19 protein-coding genes are annotated in these 20,876 nt (G+C 72.0%); 11 read left to right on the top strand and 8 right to left on the bottom strand.

What is annotated here, in order from left to right; all coding sequences use genetic code 11:
- Positions 1-4: 4 nt before the first annotated feature.
- The 7 genes from cysT (at position 5) to Pph01_RS24835 (ending at position 6,173) form a co-directional block, all read left to right on the top strand.
- Positions 5-865 carry a sulfate ABC transporter permease subunit CysT gene (gene cysT / locus Pph01_RS24865; RefSeq protein WP_204075556.1) on the top strand — a complete coding sequence of 287 codons (861 nt, stop codon included), beginning with the start codon at positions 5-7 and terminating at the stop codon, positions 863-865.
- The gene (locus Pph01_RS24860; RefSeq protein ID WP_204075555.1) at positions 858-1,640 is read left to right on the top strand and encodes a sulfate ABC transporter permease; all 783 of its coding nucleotides are present in this window, start codon (positions 858-860) and stop codon (positions 1,638-1,640) included. Before cysT ends, Pph01_RS24860 begins: the two co-directional genes overlap by 8 nt.
- 2 nt (positions 1,641-1,642) lie before the next feature.
- Complete coding sequence (locus Pph01_RS24855; RefSeq protein WP_204075554.1) at positions 1,643-2,608, top strand: sulfate/molybdate ABC transporter ATP-binding protein; 966 nt, start codon at positions 1,643-1,645, stop codon at positions 2,606-2,608.
- A 17-nt stretch (positions 2,609-2,625) separates the two neighbouring features.
- Complete coding sequence (locus Pph01_RS24850; protein ID WP_204075553.1) at positions 2,626-3,018, top strand: RrF2 family transcriptional regulator; 393 nt, start codon at positions 2,626-2,628, stop codon at positions 3,016-3,018.
- A gap of 51 nt (positions 3,019-3,069) precedes the next feature.
- The gene (locus Pph01_RS24845; protein ID WP_204075552.1) at positions 3,070-4,545 is read left to right on the top strand and encodes a serine/threonine-protein kinase; all 1,476 of its coding nucleotides are present in this window, start codon (positions 3,070-3,072) and stop codon (positions 4,543-4,545) included.
- A gap of 95 nt (positions 4,546-4,640) precedes the next feature.
- Positions 4,641-5,573 carry an ATP-binding protein gene (locus Pph01_RS24840; protein ID WP_204075586.1) on the top strand — a complete coding sequence of 311 codons (933 nt, stop codon included), beginning with the start codon at positions 4,641-4,643 and terminating at the stop codon, positions 5,571-5,573.
- A gap of 213 nt (positions 5,574-5,786) precedes the next feature.
- A complete protein-coding gene (locus Pph01_RS24835) occupies positions 5,787-6,173 on the top strand; it encodes an SCO5389 family protein (RefSeq protein WP_204075551.1) in 387 nt (128 codons plus the stop codon).
- Between the two features lie 47 nt (positions 6,174-6,220).
- Here Pph01_RS24835 and Pph01_RS24830 read toward each other — a convergent pair whose 3' ends face one another.
- Genes Pph01_RS24830 through Pph01_RS24820 form a run of 3 tightly spaced genes read right to left on the bottom strand, consistent with a single transcriptional unit; the run spans position 6,221 to position 9,196 of the window.
- Entirely contained in the window at positions 6,221-6,874 is a 654-nt protein-coding gene (locus tag Pph01_RS24830) for a response regulator (protein ID WP_204075550.1), read from the bottom strand.
- Between the two features lies 1 nt (position 6,875).
- Positions 6,876-8,936, bottom strand: a complete 2,061-nt coding sequence (locus tag Pph01_RS24825; protein ID WP_204075549.1) for a sensor histidine kinase — start codon at positions 8,934-8,936, stop codon at positions 6,876-6,878.
- Complete coding sequence (locus Pph01_RS24820) at positions 8,933-9,196, bottom strand: hypothetical protein (protein WP_204075548.1); 264 nt, start codon at positions 9,194-9,196, stop codon at positions 8,933-8,935. The genes Pph01_RS24825 and Pph01_RS24820 overlap by 4 nt, the downstream gene beginning before the upstream one ends.
- Before the next feature lies 1 nt (position 9,197).
- On the opposite strand from Pph01_RS24820, the gene Pph01_RS24815 reads away from it, so the two are divergent.
- Positions 9,198-9,350, top strand: coding sequence for a hypothetical protein (locus Pph01_RS24815; RefSeq protein WP_204075547.1), 153 nt, complete (start codon positions 9,198-9,200; stop codon positions 9,348-9,350).
- A gap of 406 nt (positions 9,351-9,756) precedes the next feature.
- Here the strand turns inward: Pph01_RS24815 and Pph01_RS24810 are convergent, their stop codons facing one another.
- From Pph01_RS24810 to Pph01_RS24800, 3 genes are all read right to left on the bottom strand, one after another.
- Complete coding sequence (locus Pph01_RS24810) at positions 9,757-10,704, bottom strand: LLM class flavin-dependent oxidoreductase (protein ID WP_204075546.1); 948 nt, start codon at positions 10,702-10,704, stop codon at positions 9,757-9,759.
- 59 nt (positions 10,705-10,763) lie between these two features.
- Positions 10,764-11,522, bottom strand: coding sequence for a 3-oxoacyl-ACP reductase FabG (gene fabG / locus Pph01_RS24805; RefSeq protein ID WP_204075545.1), 759 nt, complete (start codon positions 11,520-11,522; stop codon positions 10,764-10,766).
- Positions 11,523-11,619: 97 nt separating this feature from the next.
- A complete protein-coding gene (locus Pph01_RS24800) occupies positions 11,620-12,606 on the bottom strand; it encodes a LysR family transcriptional regulator (protein WP_204075544.1) in 987 nt (328 codons plus the stop codon).
- Between the two features lie 94 nt (positions 12,607-12,700).
- On the opposite strand from Pph01_RS24800, the gene Pph01_RS24795 reads away from it, so the two are divergent.
- The 3 genes from Pph01_RS24795 to Pph01_RS24785 all read left to right on the top strand — a co-directional run bounded on the left by Pph01_RS24795 (position 12,701) and on the right by Pph01_RS24785 (position 18,101).
- Positions 12,701-13,975: a pyridoxal phosphate-dependent aminotransferase gene (locus Pph01_RS24795; RefSeq protein ID WP_204075543.1), complete on the top strand. Its 1,275-nt coding sequence runs from the start codon at positions 12,701-12,703 to the stop codon at positions 13,973-13,975.
- Positions 13,976-14,183: 208 nt separating this feature from the next.
- Positions 14,184-14,834: a GNAT family N-acetyltransferase gene (locus Pph01_RS24790; protein ID WP_204075542.1), complete on the top strand. Its 651-nt coding sequence runs from the start codon at positions 14,184-14,186 to the stop codon at positions 14,832-14,834.
- Between the two features lie 273 nt (positions 14,835-15,107).
- Positions 15,108-18,101: an AfsR/SARP family transcriptional regulator gene (locus tag Pph01_RS24785; RefSeq protein ID WP_204075541.1), complete on the top strand. Its 2,994-nt coding sequence runs from the start codon at positions 15,108-15,110 to the stop codon at positions 18,099-18,101.
- A gap of 271 nt (positions 18,102-18,372) precedes the next feature.
- On the opposite strand, the gene Pph01_RS24780 is transcribed toward Pph01_RS24785, so the two are convergent.
- Positions 18,373-19,845 carry a DUF7059 domain-containing protein gene (locus Pph01_RS24780; protein WP_204075540.1) on the bottom strand — a complete coding sequence of 491 codons (1,473 nt, stop codon included), beginning with the start codon at positions 19,843-19,845 and terminating at the stop codon, positions 18,373-18,375.
- A 24-nt stretch (positions 19,846-19,869) separates the two neighbouring features.
- Positions 19,870-20,856 carry an NAD(P)-dependent oxidoreductase gene (locus tag Pph01_RS24775; RefSeq protein WP_204075539.1) on the bottom strand — a complete coding sequence of 329 codons (987 nt, stop codon included), beginning with the start codon at positions 20,854-20,856 and terminating at the stop codon, positions 19,870-19,872.
- Positions 20,857-20,876: the final 20 nt, after the last annotated feature.

The raw sequence follows: 20,876 nt of genomic DNA, 5'->3' as shown, positions 1-20,876 counted from the left end.
GCGCGTGACCACCGACGTCGCCGTCCGCCCCGCCCCTCCGCCCGGAGCCCCGGGCGGAGGGGCGCGGCCGCGTTCGCGCTGGTCCGTACCCGGAGGCACCGCGCTCGGCGTGGGCTCCGCGGTCCTCTACCTGAGCCTGATCGTGCTGATCCCGCTGGCCGTGGTCGCCTGGCGGTCGGTCGACCAGGGCCCCGGGTACTTCTGGCGGGCGGTCACCACCCCCGACGCGTGGGCCGCCCTCACGCTCACGGTGGGCGCCTCGTTCCTGGTGGCGCTGATCAACCTCGTCATGGGCACGATCATCGCGTGGGTGCTGGTCCGCGACCGGTTCCCCGGCAAGGCGGTGGTCGACACGCTCATCGACCTGCCGTTCGCCCTTCCGACGATCGTCGCCGGACTCGTGCTCCTCGCGCTCTACGGCCCGGAGAGCCCGCTCGGGCTCAACCTGGCCTACAGCAGGGCCGGCGTCGTGCTCGCGTTGTTGTTCGTCACGCTCCCGTTCGTCGTCCGCACGGTGCAACCGGTGCTGCTGGAGCTCGACAAGGAGATGGAGCAGGCCGCCGCCTCCCTCGGGGCGAGCCCGTTCCAGACCTTCCGGCGGATCATCCTGCCCAACCTGGTGCCGGCGATGTTGTCCGGCACCGCGCTGGCGTTCACCCGGTCGATCGCCGAGTTCGGGTCGACCGTGCTGATCTCCGGCAACCTCCCGTTCAAGACCCAGGTCGCGGCCGTCAACATCTTCAGCCAGATCGAGGGCGACAACACCACGGGCGCGGCGGCGATCTCGACCGTCCTGCTCGTCGTCGCGCTGGTCGCCCTGGTCTCGCTGGACCTCTTACAGCGCTGGGGGAGCCGTCGTGGCTAAGCACGGTCTGCGCGTGATCGCCATCGCCTACCTGTTCTTCCTGCTGGTGCTGCCGGTCGGCCTGATCATCTGGCGGACCTTCGGGGACGGCCTGGGTCCCTTCACCGAGGCGCTCACCTCGGCCTCGGCCGTCCACGCCTTCCAGGTCACGCTCACCGTCGCGCTGTGGGCGGTGGCGGCCAACACGGTCTTCGGCATCGGCACGGCCATCCTGCTCGTACGGCACAGCTTCCCCGGCAAGCGGCTGCTCAACGCGCTCATCGACCTGCCGATGGCCGTGTCCCCCGTCGTGGTCGGCCTGGCGCTGATCCTCGTCTATGGCAAGTTCGCCCCGGTCGGCGGTCTGCTGGAGAGCTGGGGCGTCCAGGTCATCTTCTCCACTCCCGGCATGGTGCTGGCCACGGTGTTCGTGGCGCTGCCCCTGGTGGTCCGGGCCGTGGTGCCCGTCCTCGAGGAGCTCGGCGACGAGCAGGAGCAGGCCGCGCACACGCTCGGGGCGAGCCCCCTGCAGACCTTCCTCCGGATCACCCTTCCCGGCATCCGATGGGCGCTCGCCTACGGCGTCGTGTTGTGCCTCGCGCGCTCCCTCGGCGAGTACGGCGCCGTCGCCGTCGTCTCCGGGCGGCTGGTCGACCAGACCCAGACGCTCACGTTGTTCGTCGAGGAGCGGTTCCAGAACTTCGACCAGCCGGCCGCCTTCGCCGCCGCCACGGCGCTCGCCCTGATCGCGGTGATCACCCTGCTCCTGACCAAGCTCCTGCGCCCGAAGGGTTGACCATGGCCATCGAAGTACGCGACGTGAACAAGTCGTTCGGGACGACGCCCGTCCTTCGTGACGTCTCGATCGACGTCGAGTCCGGGTCGCTCACCGCGCTGCTCGGCCCGAGCGGCGGCGGCAAGTCGACGCTGCTGCGCGTCATCGCCGGGCTCGAACAGCCCGACACCGGGACGGTGCGCATCTCCGGAGTGGACGCGACACGCCTGGCCCCGCAGCGCCGCAACGTGGGCTTCGTCTTCCAGCACTACGCGGCCTTCAAACACCTCACGGTGTTCCGCAACGTGGCCTTCGGCCTGGAGATCCGCAAGCGCCCCAAGGACGAGATCCGCAGGCGCGTCATGGAGTTGCTCGAACTCGTCCACCTGGAGCAGATGGCCGACCGCTACCCGTCGCAGCTCTCCGGCGGCCAGCGCCAGCGCATGGCCCTGGCCCGGGCGCTCGCCGTCGAGCCCGAGGTCCTCCTTCTCGACGAGCCGTTCGGCGCGCTTGACGCGCAGGTGCGCAAGGAACTGCGCACCTGGCTCCGCCGGCTGCACGACGAGGTCCACGTGACCACGGTGTTCGTAACCCACGACCAGGAGGAGGCGATCGAGGTCGCCGACACCATCGTGGTGCTGGCCGACGGCGAGGTGAAGCAGGTCGGCAGCCCGGCCGAGGTGTACGACAACCCCGCCGACCCGTTCGTGATGCGCTTCCTCGGGCCGGTCACGGAGATCGGCGGAAACCTGGTGCGCCCGCACGACATCGAAATCAGCGCCGAGCCGGTGGAGGGCGGCACCGCCGCCACGATCTCCCGGGTCGTGCGCCTCGGCTTCGAGGTGCGGGTCGAGCTGACGGTCGAGGGCAGGGACGCGTGGGTCCAGGTGACGCGGGGCTTCGCCGACCAACTGGCCCTCACGCCGGGCGACGTCGTCAACGTCCGGCCCGTCCCCGGAGCCCGCTCGCTGACTCTGGCCGCCGTGTGACGCGACGCGCATAACAGATGCGGCTTTCGGCCCGAACGCAGTACGCCCTGCGCGCCGCCGCCGAACTCGCGGCGGCGCCCCCGGGTCCCGTGCCCGCGGAGAGGATCGCGGAGGCGCAGGACATCCCCCGCAGGTTCCTGGACAACATTCTTCTTCAGCTGCGCCGCGCCGGGCTGATCAACAGTCAGCGCGGCCCCGACGGCGGCTACTGGCTGGCCCGGCCCGCGACGGACATCAGCCTCGCCGACGTCATCGTCGTCGTGGAGGGGGTCTCGCAGGACAGCGAGCATTTCCCCGGGGTCGCGGAGCCCCTCGCGGAGGTGTGGGTCGCCCTGCGCGAGTACGAGCAGTCGACCCTGTCCGAGATCACTCTCGCGCATATCGCGAGTGGTTCCCTTCCGCCCCTTTAATTATGGAAGACTCCCGCATGCTGTGATATTTGCCCGGGTGTAGAGGCAGGCATGATGGGTGCTGCGGGGCAACTGATCGTCAAGCGCTATCGGCTGGTACGTGCCCTCGGCCAAGGCAGCATGGGGATCGTCTGGGAGGGGCACGACACCCTCCTCGACCGGGCCGTCGCCGTCCGACAGGTGTTGTTCCCTCCGGACCTGCGCGAGAGCCGCAAGGCGGAGCTCACCCAGCGCCTGGCCCGCGAGGCGCGTCAGGCCGAGCGGCTGCGCCACCCGAACATCGCCGCCGTCCACGACGTCGCCGAGGAGGACGGCACCACCTACCTCGTCATGGAACTGGTCCGCTCCCGCTCGCTCGACGGCATCGTCGCGAGCGAGGGGCCGCTCACACCGGAACGGGCCGCGACCGTCGCGCGGAACGTCCTGTCCGCGCTCACCTACGCGCACGCGTCGGGCGTGCGGCACGGCGACGTGCGGCCCGCGAACATCCTGATCGGCCACGACGGCCGAGTCCTGCTCGCCGACTTCGCGACCGGCGCCCTGGCGGCCGACCCGGCGTTCAGCCGGTCGGGTCCCGAGCGGTCGCCCGCGCACGGCAACCCGGTCAGCGCCACCCGCGGCGCGTCCGCCTTCCTCGCCCCCGAACGGGCCAACGGCGGCGCACCCACGGCGTCCTCCGACCTGTGGTCGCTGGGGGCGACCATCCATCTCGCGGTCACGGGGAGACCGCCGGGCGTCACTCCGCAGGACGTCGCCGACCCGCTCGGCGCGGTCGTCCGGGGGCTGCTCATGCGGGAACCGCGCAGGCGGTCGTCCCCCGAAGCGGCCGAGCACGCGCTCGCGGAACTCGAGGTCGTGGCCCCCGTCCCGGCACGCGCCGGCGGCCGGAGCCGTACCCGACTGATCGCGGGGATCGCCGCTGCGGTGCTCGTCGCGGGAGCGGTCGGCGGTTGGGCCGTCCTGCGGCCCGGGTCGGAGGCCCCGTCGCGGACCCCGCTCGCGGCCACCGCGTCCCCCTCGGCGTCCCGGTCGCCTGCCGTGTCCGCGTCGCCGAAGCCGGTCAAGCCGCTCAAGCTCACGTCGTACCGGTCGCCGGAGGGCTGGCGGGCGTCGGCGCCCCGGGGGTGGACGCGCAGGGCCGTCGACGCCGGGACGCGGTGGTACGACCCCCGGAGCGGAGCGCAGCTCACCGTCGAGGTGATCGCGCAGCCCGGCACCGATCCGCTGCAAGAGCTCCGTGGCGGCGAGGTGAGCCTGCGCCCGACCATGACGGCGTACCGGAAGATCAGGCTCAAGGAGACCCCCAGCGAGTACGGCACGGCCGCCGACTGGGAGTTCACCTGGACGCAGCGGAGGTCGCAGGCCTACCTCGCCAAGGGCGTGACCTACCACCAGTACCGCAGGATCATCGCCACCGAGTCCACCGCGAGCGTGCTGACCTGGACCACGACGGCCGATCAGTGGGAGCGGCTGCGGCCCACGATCGTCAAGTCGATCTCCCTCTTCACGCCCCCCACGGCGGGCTGACCCCGCCGCAGACTGGCGACCGCCGTCACTCTGTGTCATCATTGCCGTCGAGACAACGGTAATGGTTTTCATAGCCAGATTGAGTGGGGGACACCGTGCGGGTGGCGTTCGTCGGCAAGGGCGGCAGCGGCAAGACGACGTTGTCGTCGCTGTTCGCCAGATACGCGGCACAACGGGGTCCGCTCGTCGCGGTGGACGCCGACATCAACCAGCATCTCGGCCTGGCCCTGGGGGCGACGGCGACGCCGGAGCCGCTCGGGACCATGGTCGCCGAGATCAAGGACTACCTCCGCGGCGACAACCCCCTGATCAGGGACGCCGCGTCGATGGTCAAGACGACGCCGCCCGGCCGCGGATCCCGCCTGGTGCGCCTGGACGACCCCTTCTTCCCCTCCACTCAGGTCGAAGGTCTGTCACTCATGGTGACCGGCCCCTTCGCCGAGGACGATCTCGGCGTGGCCTGCTACCACTCCAAGATCGGGGCGGTCGAGCTCTACCTCAACCATCTGGTCGACGGCCCGGGCGAGTACGTCGTGGTCGACATGACCGCGGGCGCCGACTCCTTCGCCTCCGGGCTGTTCACCCGGTTCGACCTCACGTTCCTGGTCGCCGAGCCCACTCGGCAGGGCGTGAGCGTCTACCGGCAGTACCAGGAGTACGCCGCCGACTTCGACGTCCCCGTCGCGGTCGTGGGCAACAAGATCCAGTCGCCTGACGACGTCCGCTTCCTGCGCGACCACGTGGGCGAGGACCTGCTGACGTGGTTCGAGCACTCCCGCGCCGTCCGCGGCATGGAGCAGGGCATGCCGTTCACCCTCGCCGACCTCGAACCCGCCAACCGCAGGGCCCTCGCCACACTCGCCGACCGACTCGACGCGCAGCCCAAGGACTGGGAGAAGTTCGGGAGGCAGGCGGCCGAGTTCCACCTGCGCAACGCCCTGGCATGGGCCAACCGGGCCACCGGCGAGGACCTCGCCGCGCAGATCGACCCCGGCTTCGTGTACGGCCCGGCCGTCGCGGCCCCATGAACTTGTCGCCTTCAGGCCAGATGGAGGCGCCCTCCGCCCGATCTAGCGTCTCAGTTTGTCGCGCGGTTCCGGATGATCCGCGCGATCCGTGCGATCGGCGTGGTCGTCCAGGGCCGCGGGACGGCACTTCGTCCCATGGACCCGGACCGGTCGCCGAGACCGTGTTCCTACCGAGTTCCTTCCCAGAGGTTCCTTCCGAGAGGAGAAAGTCTCATGTCGCTGACCGTTCCGAACGATCTGCTCGACCAGGCCCGCACGGGGGAGGTCGACGACGCGGCGTTCATCGCGTGCGTCCGCGACTCGCTGCCCTACGCCTGGACGACGATCAGTGAACTGGCCGAGCAGCGGGACCGGTCGGGCGCCGAATTCGCCGACAACCAGGTTCCCCCGCCCGACGAGGCCGCGCGCGGCCAGCTGCTCCGGTGCCTCGCGAGCGACGCCATGCGCGGCGCCCTCGAACGGCACTTCGGCATCCGGCTCGCGTTCCAGAACTGCCACCGGGTGGCCGTCTTCCACCCGGCGGCGACGGAGGCCTACGAGGACTTCGTGACCCCCCGCGCCCAGATCCTCAACCAGAAGCCCGAACTGGTCGACTGCTGACCCCGAGCGCTCGGAGCGGCCGACCGGTTCCGGCCGCTCCGAGCCCTTCACTCCCCCGACCCCAGGCCGACGCGCCGGGCCCGGACGATGGCCTGGGACCGGTCGTCGACCCGGAGCTTGGCGAAGATGCTCGACACGTGGTTGCGCACGGTCTTCTCGCTGAGGAACAGGCGGCGGGCGATCTCGGCGTTGTTCAGGCCGTCGGCGACCAGCCGCAACACCTCCATCTCGCGGTCCGTCAGCTCGGGGAGCGGGCGAGCGGCGCGGCCGCTCTCCGGCGCGGCGGTGAAGTAGGCGAGGGCACGCTCGGCGATGCCGGCTCCGAACACCACCTCACCCCCGACCACCGCGCGGACGGCGCGCACGATCTGCTCCTGTTCCGCGCCCTTCACGAGGTATCCCCTGGCTCCCGCCCGCATCGCCGTGAACAGGGACTCGTCGTTGTCGAACATGGTCAGGACCAGCACGGCCACGGAGGGCGCACGGCGGCGCAGCTCGCGGATCGCGTCGATGCCGTTCATCCCCGGCATGTCCAAATCCATGAGGACCACGTCGACGCCGAGCTCCTGTGCCTGTGCCGTCGCGGTCCGGCCGTCCGCCGCCTCACCCGCCACCACCAGGTCGTCCACGTCGGCGAGTGCGGCACGCAGGCCGTACCGGAACATCGGATGGTCGTCGGCGAGGAGCACCTTGATCGGCATGTCAGCCCTCCAGCCTCAATGTGGCCTCGACCAGCGTGCCACCGCCCGGCCGGCGGCGCACCTGGCACGTCCCGCCCAGTTCGGCGGCCCGCTCGGCCATCGAACGAAGGCCGATGCCCGCGGGCACGTACGGCTCGACGCCCACGCCGTCGTCGCGTACGGCGAGGCGCAGGTGGTCGGCGTCCGCCCCCAGGTCGACCACGCAGGTGCGGGCCCGTGCGTGTCGTGCCACGTTCGTCAGCGCCTCGAGAACGATCCGGTAGGCGGCGACCTCGACCACCCGCGCCAGTGGCGGCAGGTCGCCGGCCGTCATCACGTCGATCTTCAAAGTGCCGCCGGTGCGGCGCGCGAGGCTGTCGGCGTGCCTGCGGAGCGCGGTGACCAGACCGGCGTCCTCCAGACCCGCCGGATGAAGGTCCGCCACGATCCTGCGGACGTCCTCCAGGCCGCCCAGCACCTCCGACTCCAGCCGGCCGAGCAGGTCCGCAGGGCCGGGGTCCCCGACGGAGCGCCGCGCGGCACCCAGCCCGAGCGCGACCCCCGCCAGCGTGGGGCCGAGCCCGTCGTGCAGGTCACGGCGGATGCGATGCCGTTCCTCGTCTCTGGCGACCAGCACCCGGTCCCGGGACCTGCGCAGATCGAAGGTGAGCCGCACCCCCTCCGCCGCGGCGCCGGCATGCCGGGCGAAGTCGTGCAGGAGTCGTTCGTCGGCGGGGTCGAGCCGGCGCTGCCCCTCGCGCAGGCCGATCGTCAGGCGGCCCACCTCATGTCCGCCGTGCCGGAGCGGCAGGTCGATGTGCCGCTCCGGCCGCTCGCCGTACTCCGCCGCCGGAGCGTCCTCACCGCGCAGGGTGACCGCGGCGTACGGCAGGCGCAGGCCGGCGGCGACCGTCCGCGCGATGATCGGCAACACGTCTTCGAGGGCGATGGCGGCCGACAACTGCCGTCCCAGGTCGGTGAGGACGACGTACGGGTCACGGCTGCGTCCGTAGATGAGACGGTCGACGCCGCGCTGCACGAGTGTCCTCGCCGGTGACAACCCGAGGGCGATCACCACCGCCGCGGCCACCGCGCCCGTGCCCTGGCCGCCGAGGACGTTCGACGCCAGCCCGACGAACAACCCGAACACTCCGGCGACCAGTCCCGTCAGGGCAACGTAGACGAGCGTGCGACTCAGCAGGCGGTCGGCCCCGAACAGGCCGTGGCGGACCATGGCGACGCCCATCCCCACTGGGAACAACCCCCACGCGGCGGCGGTGACGGCCGGCGAGACCTCCGGGACCTGGGCGAGCATCCCGGGGAGGAAGGAGACGAAGAACCAGCCGATGCGGCGGCGCTCGGGCCCCTCGGCACGGCGCATCCGGATCACCAGCCCGAGCACGCCGACGAGGCCGCACGCCGCGGCGCCGACCACCGCGACCAGGGCGACCGCGGCCAGGGCGGGCTCCGCCTCGGCGGGCAGGGCGAGAGGGTTGCGCCACCGCGGGGACGTGGCGCGCATCGGTTCGGCCCACAGGAACACGGCGAGCGTCCCGATCGCGGCGAAAGCGCAGGCCACTCGCACCAGCGGACGCCACCGAGGCAGGACGGGCCTGCCGTCGGGGAACAGCAGAGTGATGACGCCGATCCCGAGCATCACTCCAGGAAGCCAGGCGTAGGCTCCGAGGAACGCGCCGCCGCCGGCGAGGGGCAACGGCGGCGTCCGCTGCGCGTACTGCGCGCCGAGGTTGCACAGCCCCTCGATCTGGCCCTCCGCGACGAAGACCCAGCCGAGCGCGTGGCCCGGGGTCGCGCGTATCACGACCATTCCCACCAGGGCGAATGACAGGGCGACGACCGCCCCGGTCACCTCGTTCTCCTCGATCAGCCCGTCGAGGCTCTGCCCGTTCACCCCTGCGAGGACGGCCCACAGCGTGACTTCCACGAGGGCGGCGACGCCGAGCGCGACGGCGATCGCGGGCCGGGCGGCACTGATGCGGGCACGAAGGGAGGCACGGCGAGAGGTGACCGCCTGCGCGGCCACCTCCGCCGGACCGGAAGACGCGGGCTCCGACGATGTCACGATCGCTCCACCGCGTGGACCCCGCCGCCCATGTCCTCGGCGGGCCGCCCGGCCCGAACGCCTCGGGCCCGCAGCAGCGAGACGGCCATCCACAGCAGGCCGGCGGCCGCGATCACCGTGGTCGGGAACGGCAGGCTGACGATGTCGGCCGCCTGGAAGGCGACCAGCAGAAGGACGGCTGCGCGGGGGAGGGCGCGTGAGCGCCACACGGCCACCATCATCACGACGATACCGATGAAGGCGCCGGCGAAGAACATCACCGTGAAGACGGTTCCCGGCAACGAGGCGTCCGGCCCGTCCCCGATGGCCGCTCTGCGCGACCATGTACGCCGTCAGCCCGACACCGGTGATGACGGCCTGACCGGTCAGACCGAAGACCAGCAGGACCGCCCCCGTCCAGGCGAGCCGCGGTGAGCGCGCCCGGGCCAGGAGCAACCACAGCGCCGTGGCACCGGCGAGGAAGGGAGTGGCGAGCATGTCGGCCGTGAGCGCGACTCCCGCGGGACCCGGATTCTCGGCGATCCAGGTCTGTGAGGCCACGCCTTCCAGCGACGGCTCCACGAGGTCGGCCAGGAGCCAGAGCAACCCGGCGAGCGCGAGCGTGAGCGCGCCGGCCGCGCGGGCCCCTCGGCTCCATGACGTGGCGGGCGATGCGGTACGGGTGGCTGGTGTCGTCATCGGACTCTCCGTTCGTGGGGGTGTCCACAGAACGGTCCACCGGGACATGTCCCGGCCGCATCCGCCCGGTGTCCCGGCCACGACCGGGCGGGTCATCGGGGAGCCGCACCCGCCCGGGGCGCCGAAACCCGGGCGGGACGCGTCAGACGGCCGCCAGTGCGGGGAGCACTTCGGAGCCCAGACGGGCGATGTTCTCCAGCGTCCGGGCGTGGTCGCCGCCGCCCTCGACCATGAGGATGAGATGGCGCAGCCCGGTCCGCTCGGCTGTGGCCCGGATCGTGTCCACGCAGTGCTCGGGCGTTCCGACCGGATGAATCCGGCACAACTTATCCACATACTTGTGGATATCGCGGCTCGGGGGCGGCCGTTCGTCCACAGGCCGGTATCCGGCCAGCCCGGGACCGAGCCACCGGGGCAGCGACTCCTTCATCTCCCGTACGGCCCCGGCCGTCGAGTCGGCCACGTAGCCGACGGCCGCCGCGACGTGCCCCGGCTCCCGGGGCTCCCCCGACGCGGCCCGGTAGCCGTCGAGCATCGCGGCCTTCTCCTCGTCGTCGATGTGCATGCCGAGAAGCATGGGCAACCCCCGGTCGGCGGCGAGCCGGACTCCCGCGGCCGACGTGCACGCCACGACGGGCGACATCCGCACGGCGGGGACGAACGGCACCTCGCGGAACCGGAAGAACGCCCCGTCCGCCGACACCGCGTCACCGCCGAGCGCCGAGCAGAGCAGGTCGAGCGACTCGCCGAAGCCGGACTCGAAGCGGTCCAGGCCCGTTCCGAACACCTCGAGGTCGACCCAGGGCCCGCCCCGGCCGACCCCGAGGCGGAACCTGCCGCCGGACACCTGGTCGAGGATCGCCGCCTGCTCCGCGAGAGCGACGGGATGCCACGTCGACAACACGCTGACCGCCGTCCCGACGGTGATCCGTGTCGTCCGGCCGAGCGCGACGGCCGCCAGCGTGGTGGCCGAGGGGCAGACGCCGTACGACATGAAGTGGTGCTCGGCGATCCACGCGTCGGCGAACCCGGCACGCTCGGCGGCCACGACGGCCTCGACCGTGTTCCTCAGGACCTCGCCGGGCGTCATGCCGGGGAAGCCCGCGGCGATGAGGAAGACGCCGACGCGGACGCCGCGCCCGTCGCCGGTCAGCGGCCCCCGCCGTTCACGTAGAGGGTCTGACCGCTGACGTACGACGCGTCGTCGGAGGCGAAGAAGGCCACGACGGAGGCGATCTCGTCCGGCCGGGCCACCCGGCGCAACGGGATCACCGAGGAGGCGGCGGCCTGGTGCTCGTCGGGCGTGGACCCCACGCGGTAGGCGGTCGCCTCGGTCATCGCGGTCGCGACGTACCCGGGCGCCACGGCGTTGACCCGGATGCCGAAGGGCCCGAGTTCGAGCCCCAGGGTGGCGGTGAGGCCCTGGATGCCGGCCTTGGCCGCCGCGTAGTTGGCCTGTCCGCGGTTGCCCAGGGCCGACCGGCTGGACAGGTTCACCACGGCGCCCGACCGCTGGTCGACCATGTGCTTCTGCACGGCTCGCGTGAGCAGGAAGACGCTCTTGAGGTTGACGTCGACGACCTGGTCCCAGTCGTCCTCCGACATGCGGAAGAGCAGGTTGTCCCTGGTCATGCCCGCGTTGTTCACGAGCACGTCGACCCGGCCGAACTCGCCGATCACCTGGGGCACGAGGGCCTCGACCTGGCCGCTGTCGGACACGTCGCAGCCGAACGCGACGGCCGTGCCGCCCGCCTTGGTGATCTCCTCGACCGTCGAGGAGCAGCGGTCGGCCGTGTAGTCGACGCAGGCCACGGCCGCGCCCTCCGACGCGAGCCGTCGCGCTACAGCGGCTCCGATGCCCTGGGCGGCGCCCGTCACGATCGCGTACTTACCGGTGAATCTCGACATCGTCGTCCTCTGCGTCAGGGGTACGTCGGGTGCTGGTGGTGCCGGATGACTCGGGAGGGTGGACCCGTCACTGCAACGTACTCCGCCCGGTGATCTGTCACACGGGTGATCCTCCGGCGTCGTCCGAGGGCTCGGTTCCCGGGTCGCCGTCCTCCCGGTGCCCGCGCAGGTGCCCGAGGTCGGTCACCAGGAAACGCGCGGCGACGTGGATCGCCCGCAGCGTCGCGGCGACGGACGGCCGGTGCACGCTCGACTCCCTCGCCACCGCGTAGACGTGCCGCTCGATGGGCTCGCCGGGCAGATCCCGGACGGCGACCCCCCGGACGCCCGCGGCGAGCGCCAGTGCGGGCACCGCCGCGATCCCGATCCCCCGGGCCACGAGGCTCAGGATGGTCCCGAGACCCTCGAACTCCCACGCGACGGGGGCCGCTCCGCCGGCCGCGGCCAGGAGGCGGTCGACGGCGGTCCGGGACGGCTCGCCGTCCGGCGTGGCCATCCACGGCTCCTCACGAAGAGCGCTCAGGTCGATGGGCACGCCGGGATCGGCCATGGGGTGCCGCCGGGGCACCACGAGAACCAAGGGGTCCACGAGCAGCGGAAACGTCCGCACCGAGGTGTCACGGCGCACCCGCCCCCACCAGTCGTCGATCAGGGCGATGTCGACCTCGCCCGACTCCACCTCGCGCATGCCGCGCCCGGACCGGCTCTGGCGCAGCCGCAGCGACAACTCCCGGTGACGCCGCAGCGAGCGGGCGAGCGCGGGCGCGAAGGCCACGGCCGCGGTGGGGAACGCGGTGACCACCACCCGTCCGGACGGCGTGGCCGTGTGCGCCGACAGGTCCGACTCGGCCGTCTCGACCATCGCGAGGATCCGCTGGGCGTGGTCGACGAGACGCCATCCCGCGTCGGTGAGTTCGGCGCTTCTGGACGTCCGGTCGAGCAGGGCGGCACCCGCCTCCCGTTCGAGCGCGGCGAGTTGCTGGGAGACCGCCGAGGCGCTGTACCCGAGCGATGTGGCCGTCGCCGCTATGCTCCCGCGCCGGGCGAACTCGCAGATCAGGATCAATCGGCGCAGATCGAGCATCGGTCTTCCTTACTCCCGGCACCTGAAAGCCTCGCTTGTGCTGATGCCTATACCCCGAGACCCTGGGAACGTTCCGCCGATATCTGGAGGCATAGTGAATGTCATCCTGTCTGCGACATTGGCGGCGAACGAGGACATCGTCCGAAGGCGCCGCGCCGGGCTCCGCGTCCTCAACCTCGCCTTCGGAGAGGCCGGCCTGCCGGTGCATCCGGCACTGCGAAACAGGCTCTCCGAGGCGAGCGGGAACAACGGGTACGGCGAGGTCGCGGGCTCTGCCGCGCTGAGGGAGTCGGCGGCGGGGTACTGGGGGCGGCGCGGCCTGCCCACCGACCCGGACCTGGTGGTGTCCGGGCCCGGCAGCAAGCCTCTGCTGTTCGGCCTGCTCCTCGCCCTCGGCGGCGACGTCGTCCTCCCGATGCCGAGCTGGGTGAGCTACGCCGCCCAGGCCGAGATCGTCGGCGTACGGGCGATCCTGCTGCCTCCGCCTCCCGGAGAGGGCGGCGTCCCCGACCCGGACCTGCTCGCGCCGGCCGTGTCGGAGGCCAGGTCGCGTGGCCGCGACGTCAGATCGGTGCTGGTCACCCTGCCCGACAATCCCACGGGCAGGCTCGCCCGGCCGGAGACCGTCCGGCGGCTGGCGGTCCTGGCACGCGAGCTCGACCTGATCATCATCTCGGACGAGATCTACCGCGACCTCGTCCACGACCCCTCGGCCGTCTTCGCCAGCCCCGCCGAGTTCGCCCCCGAGCGCACAGTCATCACGACCGGGCTCAGCAAGAGTCTGGCGCTCGGCGGCTGGCGCACCGGATCCGCCCGGCTCCCCGGGGCCGCCCTCCGCGACCGGCTGCTCGCGCTGGCAAGCGAGATCTGGTCGACGCCGCCCGCGCCTGTGCAGCACGCCGCCGCGTACGCGTTCGCCGAGCCGGCCGAACTGGTGCGCCGGGTGGCCGACAGCCGCCGGTTGCACGGCATCATGGCCCGTGCCGTCGCCGAGCGGTTCATCCGGGCCGGGGCCTGCGTGGAGCCACCACAAGGCGGGTTCTACCTGTACCCCGAAATATCGTCTTTCTCGTCGTCGACCGAACTCGCCACCGAGCTGATCGAGAAGCACGGCGTCGCCGTCCTGCCGGGCACGGCCTTCGGCGATCGCCCACGGGTGTCCAGGATCAGGGTCGCCACCAGCCTGCTGTACGGGGAGTCGGCCGAGCAACGGCTCGCGGCCCTCCACGCGGACGACCCGGTCAGGCTGCCCTGGATCGACGCCTCTCTCCGGCATCTCGACGAGGCGCTCGAAGGGCTCGGACGGTGCGGCGGCGGGCGCTCCGGAGGCGGCATGCCCAGCGAAAAGCCCGCCGCGACACGCCGCTGAAGGGCGGCGTCGGGCCCCCTGCACAGGGCGCCGCGGGGACGTGCGTGATCTTTGCCTAAATCTTTACCTTGGACCCCCGTGCGGGCGGCTCGATTTCACCCGTCTGACCTGCGGTTTTACCGTCCATCCCGCTGCTTAACCTGAGGCACCACAAGATGTCTCGTGTCATTAAGCACCAGGCGTCTTGCCAAGCCCTCATCATGTGCTCATGCCCGCTTTTGTCACCCTGTCCGGGCGCTCCGTGCGCCTGGAACCGCTCAGCCTGGCGGTGATCGACGAGCTCGTCGCCGCTGCGAATGAAGACCGCTCCACCTATGCCTTCACTCGCGTTCCCGCAGGCCGGGACGAGATGGTCTCCTACGTGGAGGCCGCTCTGGCTGAGCAGGCGGAGGGCCGCACGTTGCCCTTCGCCATCCGGTGGCTGCACACCGACCGCATCGTCGGTGCCACCCGCCTGATGAACCTGGAGTACTGGCAGGGCCCCATGCCCTGGCCTCCGGGCTCCAAAGGGATGATCGGCGAGGTCCCGTCCGTGGCGGACATCGGTTACACCTGGCTCGCGGCCGCGGCCCAGGGAACCGGTGTCAACCGGGAGAGCAAGTTCCTGATGCTCTCCCACGCCTTCGAGACCTGGCAGGTTCACCGGATCACCCTCAAGGCCGACGTACGCAACACCCGATCCCGGGCCGCCATCGAGGCCCTCGGCGCACACCTCGACGGTGTGCGACGGGCGGACAGCCGAGGCGCCGACGACACGGTCCGAGATACGGCGTACTACTCCATCCTCGATCTCGAATGGCCCACCGTCCGAGAACGTCTCCACGCGAGGCTCGGCCTCGTGGAAGTGGAAGCGGCCTGATCCCGACCCTGCGAATCGGCGCGGCTCCGTTGGGAAGGAGCGGGCCGCGCCGGCCCCGGGCGACGATGCGCCCGACCCCCTGCCCGGCTGCGTGAGGCGGTGGCCGCCCCCGCAGGGGCCACCGCCTCACGGTCACAACATCCCCATCTGTGCTCAACGCCCGATTGACGGCGAATCAACGCTTCGATTAACGGGAGCCCCCCTCACTATTGGACAACCGCTCTGGGATCTATCATTTGGTCGAAAAATTGCTAATGGGAGAGACAAGAGCACATGCCAGGTGATGCCCCCGAGAACGGCCTTCGCTTCGCCGTGCTCGGACCCATCCTCGCCTGGCGCGACGGTGTCGAGCTCGATCTGGGGACGCCCCTGCAACGCTCCATCCTCGCGATGCTCCTTCTCCGGGAGGGCCGGGCGGCCACACCGGGCGAGCTGATCGACGCCGTCTGGGGAGAGGACGCACCCCCGCGGGCGCTCGGCGCCCTGCGCACCTACGTCTCACGTCTTCGCACCGTCCTCGAGCCCGACCGGTCCCGGCGCACCCGCCCCGAGCTGCTCACCTCCGTCGGACGCGGCTACGCCCTGCGCGTCGACCCCGCGTGGTTCGACCTCGGCGTCTTCCAGCGGGAGGCCGCCGCGGCCGAGACCGCCCGCCGTTCGGGGGAGACCGCTCACGCGGCCGAGCTCCTGCGCGAGGCCCTCGCGTTGTGGTCGGGCGAGCCGCTCGCCGGGGCCGTCGGCCCGTACGCCGAGCAGCAGCGCGACCGGCTCATCGAACGCCGGATCGGCACCGTCGAGGCGTTGATGGAGCTCGACCTGGAGCTCGGCAGGCACACCGACGTGGTGCCGGAGCTGATCGCCCTCACCGCGCAACATCCGCTCCGCGAGCGGTTACGGGCCCAGCTCATGCTCGCCTACTACCGGTGCGGACGGCAGGCGGACGCGTTGTCCGTCTTCACCGACACCCGGAACGCGTTGATCGAGGAGCTCGGCATCGAGCCGGGAGCCGAGCTGACGGACCTCCACCGCCGCATCCTGGCGGCCGACCCCTCACTGGCGCCCGTCCGACCGGCCGAGCCTGTACGGCCGAGCCCGCCCGAACCGGCGGAAGACGACCAGGCCGAGGCGGAGCCGGTCGTCGAGATGCCCAAGCCCGCCCAGCTGCCCGCCGCCGTCACCGACTTCACCGGCCGCACGAGCCTGGTCAACCGCCTGCTGACGCTGCTCGGGGGCGGGGAGGGCGTGCCGGTCGCCGCTGTGTCCGGCATCGGCGGCGTGGGCAAGACCACGCTCGCCGTCCATGTCGCCCACCGGGCCCAGGACCTCTTCCCCGACGGCCAGCTCTACGCGGACCTGCGGGGATACGGCAACGAGCCCACCCCGCCCGAGACCGCGCTGGTGGCCTTCCTGCGTGCCCTCGGCATCCCCGTCGACGTCATACCCGACGGCCTGGCGGAGCGGTCGGCGCTGTTCCGCTCGCTGCTGGCCGACCGCCGCATGCTGGTGCTGCTCGACAACGCCCGTGACGCCGAGCAGGTCGAGCACCTGCTGCCCGGCTCGGCGGGGTGCGCGGCGATCGTCACCGGTCGCGGCAAGCTCGCCGATCTGCCCTCCGCCCGGCTCATCGACCTCGACGTGATGGAGCCCGATGAGGCGCTCTCGCTGCTGTCGGCGGTCGCCGGGCCCGACCGGGTGGCCGCGGAGCGGGCCCCCGCCATGGACGTGGTCGCCGCCTGCGGCTTCCTGCCGCTGGCCGTGCGCATCGTGGCGTCCCGGCTCGCGGCACGCCCGTCCTGGACGGTGGCGTCGCTGGTTCCCCGGCTGGCGGACGAGCGCAGAAGGCTCGACGAGATGAAGATCGGCAACCTCGCCGTCTCCGCCACCTTCGCCCTGGGATACGGCCAGCTCGACCCTCGGCAGGCCCGCGCGTTCCGCCTGCTGTCGCTGCCGAACGGATCGGACATCTCCGCGTTCGCGGCCGCGGCCGTGCTCGATCTCAGCCCGTCCGAGGCCGAGGACCTGCTGGAGTCGCTCGTCGACGCCAGCCTGCTCGAGGCGCCGGCTCCCGGGCGGTATCGCTTCCACGACCTGCTCAAGCTCTTCGCGCGCCGCAAGGCGGAGGAGACCGACGGCCCGGCCGAGCAGGCACTCGCCCTGCGGCGCCTCCTCGGTTTCTACCTGGCCTCCTCCAGGGCGGCGCACCGGCTCGCCTACGAGGGCAGCGCGATCGCCGACAGCCTGGTCGACGCCGGCGCACGGGGTCACACGTTCTCGTCGGCCGACGAGGCGGTGGCCTGGTTGTCGGCGGAGGCCGAGGACCTGTTCGCCGCCATCGGCCACGCCGCCGAGTCGGCCGGGTCGGCGGACGACCTGCTGCCCGCGGCCGACCTGCTGCTCGCCATGGAGCCCCTGCTGGAGTCGGGGACCAACCAGCGCGAGTTCGAGCAGCGGGGAGCCGTGATGCTCGCCGCCGCCCAGCGGGTCGCCGACCGGCACAGCGAGATGCGCTGCGCGTACGTGCTCGGCCGTGTCCTCTTCGGGGCGAACCGGCTCGACGAGGCCGAGCAGCGGTTCCTCGGCGCGCGGGCGATCGGCGAGGAGACCGGGGACCACATCGTGCTCGGGGAGACCTGCAACGCCCTGGCCGTCGTGGCCGGACGGCAGCGGCGCCATGTCGAGGCCCTCGAGTGGTTCGAACGCGCGACCAAGGTCTACCGGCAGGTCGGCAACCCGGCGGGCGAGGCCCTCGCGCTGAGCTACTCGGCCCGCGACCACCTCGGCCTGGGACGTCCTCAGGACGCCATCGCGGTCTCCGAACGCGGCCTCGCCATCTTCACCGAGATCGGAAGCGGCGCAGGCATCGCCCGCGCGCGCTACCACCTCGGCATCGTCCTGTCCTACGTCGGCCGGCTCAACGAGGCCGTCGTCCACCACGCCGAGTGCCTGTCCTTCTTCCGGGCCAGCAACCAGCGCGTCTGGGAGCAGCGGGTCTGCTACCGCCTCGCGGCGACCTTCATCTCCGCCGGCCGGTTCGCCGAGGCGGCCCGCCACGCGGAGCAGGCGCTGGTCGTCAGCCGTGAGATCACTCACCCGTACGGCGAGGCGCAGTCGCTGACCGCCCTGGGCAAGGCGCTGCGCGGAGCGGGTGAGTTGCCGCGCGGCCGGGACGCGCTAACCAAGGCCCTCGACATCTTCAGCAGACTCGGATCCCCGGAGGCCGAGGACGTCCGGATCCTCCTGCGGGAGTTCGACCAGGTCGAAACGTAGGTCGTCGTCCAGGCGCGTCATCCGGATGTGGTTGATCACCGTGACTCTCCGCTTCCGGCGTCGGGCGAGGGCCGGTTGCGAAGCCCGCGCGAATGAGGGGAGCGCCCGGCCGGTCGTCTGACCGCCACCGGATCGCAGGGGCCCGGTTGTCTCCGGTGCGCCCGGTGGCGGCTAGCCGCCTCGCATGACGACCGGCCGGACTCGGCCCGGATCCCGACCCCCCCCGGACCCGTGCCCACCACCAGAGTCGGGCGTGGTGGTCAACGTCCGATCAACGCGTGTTTGCAACCGTGAGGAAGCCCTCGGCGACGAGCGTGCGGAGTGTGCCGGGCGCACGTTCCAGCAGTTCCCCGGGGTCGGCGTCGATGAGTTCCGCGATGGCGGCGAGCAGCGGCCGTACGGGCAGATCGCCGTCGCAGGCTCCGGCGAGGGCGGCCTCCACCGTCCCGACCGCCGCCGTGCGGCGCAGCCCCCGGGTCTGCCGCAGGACGATCCGCGACGGATCCTCCGCCCCCGGCACCCCGGAGCGCTCCTCGACGACGCCCTCGGCGAGCGTGAGGTAGGCGTCGAGCAGGTCCTCGTCCGAGATCCGATGCCCGGTCCCGATCGCCCCGAGCACGTCGCCGATGTACTCCCCCACGGGAAGCTCGACCCGATGGGTCAGTTCCTCCACGCGCACCACGGGGTCCGTCGAGCCCGAGTTGTGCAGGGCGATCCAGCCGAAGCCGATGCCGGTGACGTCCAGCGACTCGAACCAGGCCAGCCACTCGTCGTAGCGCTCCCGGTAGGCCGCGGTGCCCTGCTCGGCCGAGTCGCGCAGCCACAGCTCCACGTATTCGGCCGGATCCTGCACATCACGCTGTACGGCCCAGCCGTCGCAACCGGTCTCGGTCAGCCAGCCGCCCACCCGGTCGCGCCAGTCCTCCCCCTTGACGTGCAGCCAGTTGGCCAGGAACCGGCCGTGGCCGTCCTGGTCGAGGTGGCGGGGTGTGCGCCGGACCAGATCACGGCAGAAGTCGTCGCCCTGGAAGCCCGACTCACGGTAGGAGAACCGGCCCGCCGGCGAGATCACGAAGGGCGGGTTCGAGACGACGAGGTCGAACGTCTCCCCGTCCACGGGCTCGTACATCGACCCCTCCCGGGCGTCGACGCCGGCGACTCCGGACAGCAGCCAGCTCAGCCGGGCCAGTTCGAGCGCCCTGCCGTTGACGTCGGTCGCGACGATCTCCTCGGCACGGCCGGCGAGGTGCAGCACCTGCACGCCGCATCCGGTGCCCAGGTCAAGCGCCCGGCCCACCGGCCCGCCTGCGCCGAACTGGGCGAGGTTGGCCGACGCGCCGCCGGCCCCGACGACGTGATCAGGCCGCAGTGCCGGATCCCCCGGCCTGACCTTCCGGTCGGAGACCACCCAGGCGGGGTCCGCCGCATCCCACGGCTGCAGGTGGACCCCGGCGTGAACGGTGTCGCCCCGCCGTACGATCAGGCCCGCCTCGGCCAGGTCGTCGACCGGCAGGCCCGCCGCCGTGCAGGCGGACGCGCCGACGGGGGCTCCGAGCCACCACAGCCGGATGAGCGTGGCGAGCGGGTCGCCGTCCCTGGTGGCCCGCAGGGCGGGGACGGTCTCCTCACGCGCCAGCGCGGTCGCGGCCACCTCGCCCAGCCGCTCGCGGACGCCGTCGATCGTGTAACCGGCGTCGACGAACCCGTCGCGAAGCCGCAGGACAAGGTCAGATGGGGGAAGCACGGAACGAAATCTATCGCGGCCGCGTCAGCCCATCGCCGGCCAGCGGGCGTAGATCGGGGTCTCCCCGCGCAGCAGCCTGGCGATGTCGTCGACCAGCAGTTCGGCCTGGCTGAGCTCGGTCTCGTCGGTCGCCTCGCCGAGATGCGGCGTCAGCACGACGTTCCGCAGGCGGGTGATCGGGTGCCCCGGCTCCAGCCACTCCCGTTCGAAGTGGTCCAGGCCCGCGCCGCCGAGATGTCCCCAGCGAAGCGCGTCGACCAGCGCGGTCAGGTCGTTCACGGCCGCCGTCGAGGTGTTCAGGTAGACGGCGCCCCGCTTCATGAGGGAGAACTCGCTGGGGCCGATGAACGTCCGCGTCTCCTCGGTGACGGGCACGTGCACGGACACCACGTCGGCCTCCCGCAGCAGGTCTCGCAGGTCGTGGGTCGCCTCGGGCACGAAGGGGTCGGTCGCGATCACTCGCATCCCCAGCCCCTCCGCCCGCCACCGCACGGCCCGGCCGACCCGGCCGAGGCCGACGATGCCGAACGTGCAGCCCGCCATGCGGCGGCCGCGCAGGCGGTGACCGGGTGCCACACCGCCTCTGAAGACCTCTCCGCTGCGGATCTCGCGGTCGGCGGCGGCGATGTGCCTGGTCACGGCGAACAGCAGGCCGATGGTCAGCTCGGCCACCGCGTCCGCGTCGCGCTCCGGGGCCCACAGCACGGGGATGCCGCGCCGCTCGGCCAGGCGCAGGTCCACTCCGGCCGCGGTCCCGACGCAGGCGACGACGGTCAGCGGAAGGTCCAGGACGGGGGCCGTCACCTCGTCCCCCGCGACGACCAGGATCGTCGACTCCGACGCGACGATCAGATCGGCCAGGTCCTCACCGGAGAACCCGCGGACCGGCCGGGCCACGCCTTCGGACTCCTCGACGACGTCGGCGATCTCCCGCAGACGGGCGAGGGCACGCTCGGGAAGTTCGGCCAGGACGAGCGCCCGTGGCCGTCCGAGATCATGTCCTACTGCCACAATCGCGACGATATCCGGTC

The organism is Planotetraspora phitsanulokensis (assembly GCF_016863295.1).
In the GTDB taxonomy this organism is placed as follows: domain Bacteria; phylum Actinomycetota; class Actinomycetes; order Streptosporangiales; family Streptosporangiaceae; genus Planotetraspora; species Planotetraspora phitsanulokensis.
This window is presented reverse-complemented; position numbering and strand designations above follow the sequence as displayed.

Coding starts and splice junctions, on each gene's coding strand:
- Pph01_RS24785 (WP_204075541.1), top strand. CDS start 15,108: ATGCCAGGTGATGCCCCCGAGAACGGCCTTCGCTTCGCCGTGCTCGGA.
- Pph01_RS24850 (WP_204075553.1), top strand. CDS start 2,626: ATGCGGCTTTCGGCCCGAACGCAGTACGCCCTGCGCGCCGCCGCCGAA.
- Pph01_RS24855 (WP_204075554.1), top strand. CDS start 1,643: ATGGCCATCGAAGTACGCGACGTGAACAAGTCGTTCGGGACGACGCCC.
- Pph01_RS24835 (WP_204075551.1), top strand. CDS start 5,787: ATGTCGCTGACCGTTCCGAACGATCTGCTCGACCAGGCCCGCACGGGG.
- Pph01_RS24800 (WP_204075544.1), bottom strand. CDS start 12,606: ATGCTCGATCTGCGCCGATTGATCCTGATCTGCGAGTTCGCCCGGCGC.
- Pph01_RS24830 (WP_204075550.1), bottom strand. CDS start 6,874: ATGCCGATCAAGGTGCTCCTCGCCGACGACCATCCGATGTTCCGGTAC.
- fabG (WP_204075545.1), bottom strand. CDS start 11,522: ATGTCGAGATTCACCGGTAAGTACGCGATCGTGACGGGCGCCGCCCAG.
- Pph01_RS24845 (WP_204075552.1), top strand. CDS start 3,070: ATGATGGGTGCTGCGGGGCAACTGATCGTCAAGCGCTATCGGCTGGTA.
- Pph01_RS24810 (WP_204075546.1), bottom strand. CDS start 10,704: ATGACGCCCGGCGAGGTCCTGAGGAACACGGTCGAGGCCGTCGTGGCC.
- Pph01_RS24790 (WP_204075542.1), top strand. CDS start 14,184: ATGCCCGCTTTTGTCACCCTGTCCGGGCGCTCCGTGCGCCTGGAACCG.